Annotated in this window: 6 protein-coding genes; all 6 read right to left on the bottom strand. The window is 61.4% G+C overall.

Annotation, left to right across the window (positions count from 1 at the left end):
• Positions 1 to 179: 179 nt before the first annotated feature.
• On the bottom strand, positions 180 to 1,094 hold the full coding sequence (locus B5F19_RS15970; RefSeq protein ID WP_087292492.1) for a phosphatidylglycerol lysyltransferase domain-containing protein: 915 nt from the start codon (positions 1,092 to 1,094) through the stop codon (positions 180 to 182).
• Positions 1,095 to 1,114: 20 nt separating this feature from the next.
• Complete coding sequence (locus tag B5F19_RS15965; RefSeq protein WP_242972850.1) at positions 1,115 to 2,221, bottom strand: metallophosphoesterase; 1,107 nt, start codon at positions 2,219 to 2,221, stop codon at positions 1,115 to 1,117.
• 216 nt (positions 2,222 to 2,437) lie between these two features.
• Positions 2,438 to 3,235 (bottom strand): cell wall hydrolase, encoded by a 798-nt coding sequence (locus B5F19_RS15960; RefSeq protein ID WP_087292487.1) that lies wholly within the window; start codon positions 3,233 to 3,235, stop codon positions 2,438 to 2,440.
• A gap of 409 nt (positions 3,236 to 3,644) precedes the next feature.
• Positions 3,645 to 4,709: a DUF4179 domain-containing protein gene (locus B5F19_RS15955; protein ID WP_087292484.1), complete on the bottom strand. Its 1,065-nt coding sequence runs from the start codon at positions 4,707 to 4,709 to the stop codon at positions 3,645 to 3,647.
• Positions 4,706 to 5,203 (bottom strand): sigma-70 family RNA polymerase sigma factor, encoded by a 498-nt coding sequence (locus B5F19_RS15950; protein WP_343219433.1) that lies wholly within the window; start codon positions 5,201 to 5,203, stop codon positions 4,706 to 4,708. Before B5F19_RS15950 ends, B5F19_RS15955 begins: the two co-directional genes overlap by 4 nt.
• Positions 5,204 to 5,533: 330 nt before the next feature.
• Positions 5,534 to 7,921: a ribonucleoside triphosphate reductase gene (locus B5F19_RS15945; protein WP_087292477.1), complete on the bottom strand. Its 2,388-nt coding sequence runs from the start codon at positions 7,919 to 7,921 to the stop codon at positions 5,534 to 5,536.
• Positions 7,922 to 8,475 lie beyond the last annotated feature (554 nt).

Here is an 8,475-nt window from a genome sequence, read left to right as displayed (position 1 = left end):
CTTGTTTGAACTCCCCTGTGTATCTTTTATTTGGTTTCCCTTTTGGCATAAAACAACACCCCATTCGTTAGTAGTATACCATACTGTCTAACAATTGGGGTGCTGTTCAGGCGAGTGGTTTTCTTTGTACAATAACGCACGCGGTCCTTGCCGCGTGCGTCTTTTGTCTCAGGAAATGGTCAGTCCGCCAGGTCGCAGAACTTGCAGGGCTCGTCCACGGTGACGGTGTACTTCTCCAGCAGGGCCACCGGGTGGTAGGACAGCTTGCTGGTACGCAGCCCCGGGTCTCCGGCGTCGTCCTCCCGGTTGATGAAGTGGACCCCCTCGTGGGCGAACTGCTGGGCGAACTGGGCCACCACCATCTGGTAGCAGCCCTGGTAGTCCCGGTCCGCCTTCTCGATGTGGGTGAACAGGGTGTCCCCCACGATCTCCCCCAGGGAGAAGCCCACGATGTTCCCGTCCACCAGCAGCATGCCCCCCGCCATGTCGTAGAGCTGGTAGTTGTCCAGCACCTCGTGGGTCTTGCGCAGGTCCTCGTGGAAGGAGGCGGCCGCCTTGTCCCGCCCGGCGGCGTACCGGTCCAGGAAGGCCTTCACCGCCGGGACGTCCTCCTCTGTGATCACCCGGAAGGACCAGTTGCCGTAGGTTTTTAAGAACTTGTTCACATGGTTGCGCTGACCGCTGAGCTTCTTGCCCCGGAAGTACTTCAAATCCTCCGCCCGGTACAGGTAGTCGAAGGCGTCCCGGTTGGAGATGGCGGCGCTGTTGGGGAAGAACTCCTGGAGGCGCTCCAGCTCGTCCTTGGGCACCGGGTAGAAGGCGATGGGCATGCCCCGGCGGCAGCAGTAGTCGGCGATCTGCCGGTAGTGCTCCCGGCGGCCGCCCCCCAGGGGCAGGGTGAAGGTGCTCCCCAGGCCGGGGTACTCCACCTTGAAGTAGAGGGAGCCGTCGTAGATGGCCCACTCCGTCTTGTACATATCCCGCCACATCATCACCGTGCCGGGGGTGGTGTCACAGATCCGGCTTCCGCTGTACCCGAAATAATCGCGGAGCTTGGGCAGGTCTTTTAGCTGCAGGGGGTTAAATTCAAGCATACATTCCAATCCTTATTTGTTTATTTCTGTTCTATTGTATCCGCCAGGCGGCCGAAATACCAACCTGTCACCCCATTTTTCTTCATCAGGCAGCCCCGGCTGGTGCGGACTGCCAGGGAGAGCCGGTCCCCCGGCTCCACAGGCAGGCGGTAGTCGGTGGAGTCCTCGCACCACAGCCTCTCCCCGGTGCGGCGCAGGTAGGAGGTGAGGATGTCCAGCTCCCGTCCGCTCTCCAGATGGCGGCACCGGGAGAACTCCTCCCCCGGCTCCAGCAGCTCCAGGTCGGCCTGGCCCCAGCGGATGTTGATGGAGTCGTCGGACGGCTCCTGGCGGTCCAGGGCGGTGTACACCTCCAGCCCGTCGTAGGCCTGCCAGGAAAAATCCTCCGACTCCTCCGAGGGGAGGATCAGGGCGTTGAGCTGCCCGTCCGCCTTGAGCACACAGCCCCCGTCGATGGAGATGATCTTCCGCTCCCAGTCGAACAGGGGCGCGGCGGAGGGGATCTTGGGGTTATAGAGGGTCACCGGCCAGTGTCCCACAATGACGTACTTGGAGAAGGAGTGTCCCTGTCCCCGGAAGTCGTCATTTTTCATGCACTTCCACCGGTCCAGGGTCTCCATGTGCTCCAGGGAGGGGACGCCCCCGTGGACGAACACCAGGTGCTCCGTCTCCAGAATGGTGGGCAGTCCGGCCAGCCAGGCGCGGATCTCCGGATAGCGCTCCCGCAGGGCGGCGCGCAGGCCGGGGAAATCCCGCCAATCCACATAACCCATCTCATCCGCCAGCTGGCGGATGATGCTCTCCGGGTGCTGGGGGAGATAGCTGGCAAAAAAGCGCTCGTCCAGCCGGTCCGTCTCAAAAAAGTTGGATACCAGACCGTCGCAGTTGCCGCAGATTGGGTAGACCGTGTGGGTGCGGGAGAGCTCCATGATCTCCCGCAGAAGAGCCAGGCTGTCCCGGCCCTTCTCCAGCATATCCCCGTCCAGCACCAAAATGTCCTCCGGTGTGAACCGGACGGTCTGAAGCAGTCCCCGGAAGAAGGGCAGATTTCCATGGATGTCGCTCACCGCCAGGATGCGGCGGCCGGCGGCAAATTCCGGGTGGATCACACGGGCGGTATTCTCCAAGCAAACTCTCCCCCTTCTCCAAAACATCGGCCTTCTCGCTCCGGCGGAGCGGGCGGAGGCGCGCCATTCGGCATGGAAATCATATCACAGACTTGCGGGAGCCGCAAGGGATAGGAGGCAGAATTTCCCGACAAACAAGGTGGGAAAATTCGTTTTTTGCACAAAAAGAGCCTCTCCACACCCCAAAAGGTGCGGAGAGGCGGAATCGGTTCCGTTTCAGCGGTAGAAGTGGTGGCTGCCGATGGCGGCAAAGTAGGTCCGGTTCTGGGTGATCCAGCTGCCGGCGGACACCGCCGGTGCGAAAAAGTAGAGGCTGTCTCCCGCCACCTCCGCCCCCTCCAGGCACAGCTTGGCCGCCAGAACGGAGGAGGCCGCGGGCTCCAGATAGATGGTCCCGTTGGCCACGGGGGTGAACTGGACGGCGTACTGGCTGTCAAACACCACCTCTTTCACCGTATCCGGAAACTGGCCGGACTCGGTCCGGTTGAGCACCACATTGCCCACGGCGATCTGTCCCACCAGGGGCTCCCCCCGGCTCTCGGCGGAGATGATCCGGGAGAGCCAGTACAGGTCCTCCTGGTCGTAGTCCGCCTGAGGCGGGACCGCCCCCCAGGTGCTCAGGGCGGCGGTAGAGCCGTCCCAGGTGAGGGAGGAACCGCTGGCGTCGGCCAGCACCCGCAGGGGGAGGACGGCCCGCCCGTTCACCACCCGCACCGTCTCGGCCACATAGAGGCCCCGCTCATTGGACCACACATAGATGGCCCCTGGAGTGGCCTCCAGGTCCAGTCCCCCTCCGTCCACCTGGGCGGAGGTCCCGTCCCAGCTGAGGCTGCGCCCGGTCTCCCGGCTGAAGGCCGCCAGGGTGACATAGCTGGTCCCGTTTTCAATCCATGCCTCGCCGGCGTCCAGGGACGTTCCATCAATTTCTATGGCTGCGCCCACAGCGCCCGCAGATGTGGTCATCATCAGGGCGGCCAGCACGCCGGCCGCACCCGTTCTCCATCTGTGTTTCATCGTGGGTGTATACTCCTTTGGGTTTATTTTCCGCGGTTTTCCAAAAACCTCGAAATACACCCAAATTGTAACGGACCGGGTGTCAAACCGCAAGCTGTAAGTCCTGGAGCACCAGAAGGTGGAAAAGAGGCGGGGCTATCCCCGCCTCTCAGCTTGTCAAAAAACTCATGTGGAGATGAATCCGCTCAAGTTGGGGCGGGGGAGCTCGAGGGGGCGGCAGCCCGCCTCGAGTGGGATCAAATGCCCTGAATGCCTTGCATGGCAAGGCGTTCAGCGAGCGCAGCGAGGACTTTTCCGCCGCACAGCGGCGGGAAAGTAACGGCATTTTTGCAGGCTGTCGGAAAAGTCCTTAGACTTTTTCGACAGCCTGAGAGGCGGGGCTTCCCCCGCCTCTCGGCTGATTTCGGAATTACTCCGCCTCCACCGGCAGAGTAACGTCCCCAACCGTAACGCTCTCTACGGTGGACAGATCCAGGATCTCCTCAAAGACCCGACCCTTCTGACAGACGGTCTTCCCGTCCTCCGGACGGATTCCGCCGCCATTGCCGCTCAGATCCAGTGCCGTCCCGTCGGTAAAGTTCACGGTCACGGGCAGGGACTCAAAGAAGCGGTAAGACTGCTCCCGGTCATGTTCACTCATCTGGCCGTCCGCCTGATCCTGGTGGTCCCAGACCAGCTCCTCCCAAACCGTGTAGCCCACCTGGATGGACAGGGGGGAGATGGTCACCCCGTCCAGAGTGGCCTCCATGCCGTTGAGCTGGAATGTCTGCCCGGCCTCCAAGCTCACGCCGCTGTCCGGGAAATCAAACTGGAAGCGAATCTTCCACTTCCCCTCCGCCAGCAATGTTCTGTCCTGAATGTCCTCCCCCCGCAGGTATAGATTCTGGAAAGTGGCGGTGGCCGTCCCCGGCTCAATGGGGGTATCCGCCGTCATCATCTCCACGTACTGAATGGCGTTGTCGGCGGGGTCGGCGTCGTAAAAGTAGGCGGTTCCGTGGCTGCCCCCGAGCATCCCAATGTCTGTATCGGCCTGGTCAAAGGTCAGAGGCAGCGGTCCGTCCCCTCCCCCCAGCGGGGTCAGATCCTCCGCAAGGGGCTGCCCGTCGTCCCGGGCGATGGAGTACACCACGGCATAGCTGTAAGTGTCCCCGATGATGGCGTCGGCGGTGATGGTCACCCCGCCGCTGGTGTCGCTGGCCCCGATGGGCACCCCCATCCGGTCCATGATCTCCGTCTGGGCGGGGGCCCCGCCAAAGACGGAGGCAAACACCTCCCCCGCCGGGGTGAGGGTGACGGCGGCCCCCACCCCCATGGTCATCAGCAGGGCGGCGGCCACCCCCACGGCCACGGTGCGGCGGATGGAGCGCACCTTTCCGCCCCCTCTACTCTCTCCCGCCGTCAGGCGGTCCGCCATAGCGTTCTTCTCCTCACGGGTAAAATGCAGCTCATCCAGAGACTGACGATAGGTTTTCATGCAAATCCCTCCTGTTCCAGGTGTGTGCGCAGCTTCTCTCGGCCCCGGCTGAGCTGGGTGGCCACGGTGGCCGGCTTCTCCCCCAGCAGCCGGGCAATCTCATTGGCGGAGTACCCCTCGTAGTAGTACAGATAGATGACCGTCCGGTACTTGGGGGGCAGCAGGTTCACCGCCGCCAACAGGCTTCCCTCCTCCGCCTCCGGGGCGGGGACGGCCCGGGCCGCCTCCAGGTCCACGGTGGTTTTCCGCCAGTGGCTCTTCAGCTGATCCTTACAGAGGTTGACGGCGGCGCGGATGATCCAGGCCCGCTCGTGCTCCGGACTCTCAAAGCTCCGGGGCTTCTCCAGCAGCCGGAGGAACACCGTCTGACAGATGTCCTTGGCGTCCTCGGTGCTTTTCAGATAGGTATAGCTCAGGCGCAGGATCAGATCGGAGTAGGCGTTCACCAGCCGCTCCGCCTCGGCCCGGTCGATGTGTGATTTCAAATGCTTCACCTTCTTTGCAGGTGTGTTCTTCAAAAGCGCTTTCACCTAGAATACGAATGAAGTGGGGAAAATCTGACAAAGGTGGGGTAATTTTTCTTCGGGTGCGGGCTTGCGGACAAAGCGAAAGGACTTGCCGGCTGCGATTCACAGACAGCAAGCCCTTTCGGCTGCTTGAGTTTCTTCTGTTGCAACGATTGTGTTTACATTTGAGGGCTCTTCAAAATGGTCCGGTGGGAAAGGACTGCTGTTTGGGGGCTGGGAGCGGGCCTCCGGAGGGAGGAAAGGCCGACCGCGTAACCCGCGCAGCCGTCCTTTTGGCAAGAACCGGCGGACGTGAGCTTATCCCGCCTCCCGGGCCCGGTGGTCCTCAATGAATTTCTTGATGGGGCCCACGCCGGTGATCTTCTCGGCCTGGCCGCCGGCCTCCCAGGCCAGCGTGGGGGCCTGGCGCACCCCGTACCGGGTGGTCAGGTCGGGAGACTCCTCCGCCACTATTTTCCGGTAGGAGACGCCCGCCTTCTGGAGCAGGGCCTCCGCCTGGCGGCAGTTGGGGCAGGTGCGGGTGGTGAACAGGAGCAGGTCCTGCACGGGTTCTGCCTTAGTATACTCCTCCGGCGCGGTCACCTGGGAGCCCGCCCGGCCCGCCTTGCGCAGGTGGGAGTGTGCCAGGTCGTACACCTTCCGGTCCTTGAACTCCTGGGTCTTGCCGTCGTTCCAGTTCTGCACCGGGCGGTAGTAGCCGGTGATGCGGCTGTACACCTCGGCGGGCTTGCCGCAGATGGGGCAGGTGAACTGCTCTCCGGTGAGGTAGCCGTGGTCGGCGCACACGGAATAGGTGGGGGACATGGTGTAGTAGGGCAGCTTGTAGTTCTCCGCGATCTTCCGCACCAGGTTGGCCGCCGCCTGCCAGGAGGGCAGCTTCTCTCCCAAAAAGGCGTGGAACACGGTGCCGGAGGTGTACAGGGTCTGGAGCTCGTCCTGAATGTCCAGGGCGGAGAAGATGTCCTCGGTGTAGCCCACGGGCAGGTGGGAGGAGTTGGTGTAGTAGGGGGTGCCGTTCTCGTTGGCGGTGATGATGTCGGGGAACTCCTCCTTGTCGTGCTTGGCGAAGCGGTAGGTGGTGGACTCGGCGGGGGTGGCCTCCAGGTTGTACAGGTCGCCGTACTGCTCCTGGTAGTCGCTTAAACGCTCCCGCATGTGATTGAGCACGTCCTTGGCAAACTTCTGGGTCTCCGGGTGGGTCAGGTCGGCCCGGAGCCACTTGGCGTTGAGGCCCACCTCGTTCATGCCGATGAGGCCGATGGTGGAGAAGTGGTTATCAAAGCTTCCCAGATAACGCTTTGTATAGGGATACAGGCCCGCATCCAGCAGCTTGGTGATGACAGTGCGCTTGGTCTTCAGGCTGCGGGCGGCGATGTCCATGAGCTTGTCCAAGCGCTGGTAAAAATCGGACGCATCCTTGGACAGATAGGCGATGCGGGGCAGGTTGATGGTGACCACGCCCACAGAGCCGGTGGACTCGCCGGAGCCGAAGAAGCCGCCGGACTTTTTCCGCAGCTCCCGCAGGTCCAGGCGCAGGCGGCAGCACATGCTGCGCACATCGGAGGGCTCCATGTCGGAGTTGATATAGTTGGAGAAGTAGGGGGTGCCGTACTTGGCGGTCATCTCAAAGAGGAGCTTGTTGTTCTCCGTCTCAGACCAGTCGAAGTCCTTGGTGATGGAGTAGGTGGGGATGGGGTACTGGAAGCCCCGGCCGTTGGCGTCGCCCTCAATCATGATCTCGATAAAGGCTTTATTGACCATGTCCATCTCTTTTTTGCAGTCGCCGTAGGTGAAGTCCATCTCCTTGCCCCCCACGATGGCGGGCAGGTTCTCCAAATCCTTGGGCACCGTCCAGTCCAGGGTGATGTTGGAGAAGGGGGCCTGGGTGCCCCAGCGGCTGGGGGTGTTCACCCCGTAGACAAAGCACTGGATGCACTGCTTGACCTCCTTCTGGGTCAGGTTGTCCACCTTCACAAAGGGGGCCAGATAGGTGTCAAAGGAGGAGAAGGCCTGGGCCCCCGCCCACTCGTTCTGCATGATGCCCAGGAAGTTGACCATCTGGTTGCACAGGGTACTCAGGTGCTTGGCCGGGGCGGAGGTGATCTTTCCCGGGATGCCCCCCAGCCCCTCCTGAATGAGCTGCTTCAGGGACCAGCCGGCGCAGTAGCCGGTGAGCATGCTCAGGTCGTGGAGGTGAATCTCCGCGTTGCGGTGGGCGTCGGCGATCTCCTGGTCGTAGATCTCGGTGAGCCAGTAGTTGGCGGTGATGGCCCCGGAGTTGGAGAGGATGAGGCCGCCCACCGAGTAGGTGACCGTGGAGTTCTCCTTCACCCGCCAGTCGTTGATCTGTAAATAGTTGTCCACCAGTTCTTTATAGTTGAGCAAAGTGGAGTTCAGGTTGCGCACCTTCTCCCGCTGCTTGCGGTAGAGGATGTAGGCCTTGGCTACATCGGCGTAGCCCGCCTCGGAGAGGACCTTCTCCACGCTGTCCTGAATGTCCTCCACGGCGATACGGCCGTCTTTGATCTTGGGCTCAAAGTCGGCGGTCACCCGCAGAGCCAAAAGGTCAATGACGCTGGGGTGGAACTGCTTGTCCATGGCCTGGAACGCCTTGGTAATGGCGGCGCTGATTTTCCCGATCTCAAATTTTGCAGCGGTACCGTCCCGCTTAGTTACCTGATACATGTTCAAATCCCCCTCACTTTTTTCCATATAGCCAAACGCCCCGGACACACGCGGGGCCGCAAAAGGCGTATTTCTACTATAACACTTCCCCTACGTTGGGTCAATATCTTGTTTTGTAGAAAAGTTCTATGCACAAGATATAGGATTTTTAAAAGCTCCCGTTGACTGTACGCCTCCTGCGGACAGCCCTCCGGCCAGCCATCCCCCCAACCCTTGCGCTCCAGGGGGTTGCGGGGAAAACAAAGTGCCAGTTCCCTCTCACCGCCGTCCACGAGCGCTCTTGTCCCCGGCGGAAAAACGTGATAAAATACCACAGTTATAATTGGGAGGAGTTCGCCGCCCCAGCGGCGAGCGCCCCTTGGATATAGATATCCGATTATTTGTTAAAAGAGGAATCCCAATGATTCGATACGACGCAGGAGAATATGATATCGCAGTAATCGGCGCGGGCCACTAAGGGACCCGGCGAAGCCGGGACGCGCATTGCGCGTACAAGCGTTTTCGCGCAGCGAAAACCTTGGCGGAGGCGGAATTCACTTCCGCCGAGCATGAAA

It is taken from the genome of Pseudoflavonifractor sp. An184, assembly GCF_002160305.1.
GTDB lineage: Bacteria > Bacillota > Clostridia > Oscillospirales > Oscillospiraceae > Lawsonibacter > Lawsonibacter pullicola.
This window is presented reverse-complemented; position numbering and strand designations above follow the sequence as displayed.

Coding starts and splice junctions, on each gene's coding strand:
- B5F19_RS15945 (WP_087292477.1), bottom strand. CDS start 7,921: ATGTATCAGGTAACTAAGCGGGACGGTACCGCTGCAAAATTTGAGATC.
- B5F19_RS15960 (WP_087292487.1), bottom strand. CDS start 3,235: ATGAAACACAGATGGAGAACGGGTGCGGCCGGCGTGCTGGCCGCCCTG.
- B5F19_RS15970 (WP_087292492.1), bottom strand. CDS start 1,094: ATGCTTGAATTTAACCCCCTGCAGCTAAAAGACCTGCCCAAGCTCCGC.
- B5F19_RS15955 (WP_087292484.1), bottom strand. CDS start 4,709: ATGAAAACCTATCGTCAGTCTCTGGATGAGCTGCATTTTACCCGTGAG.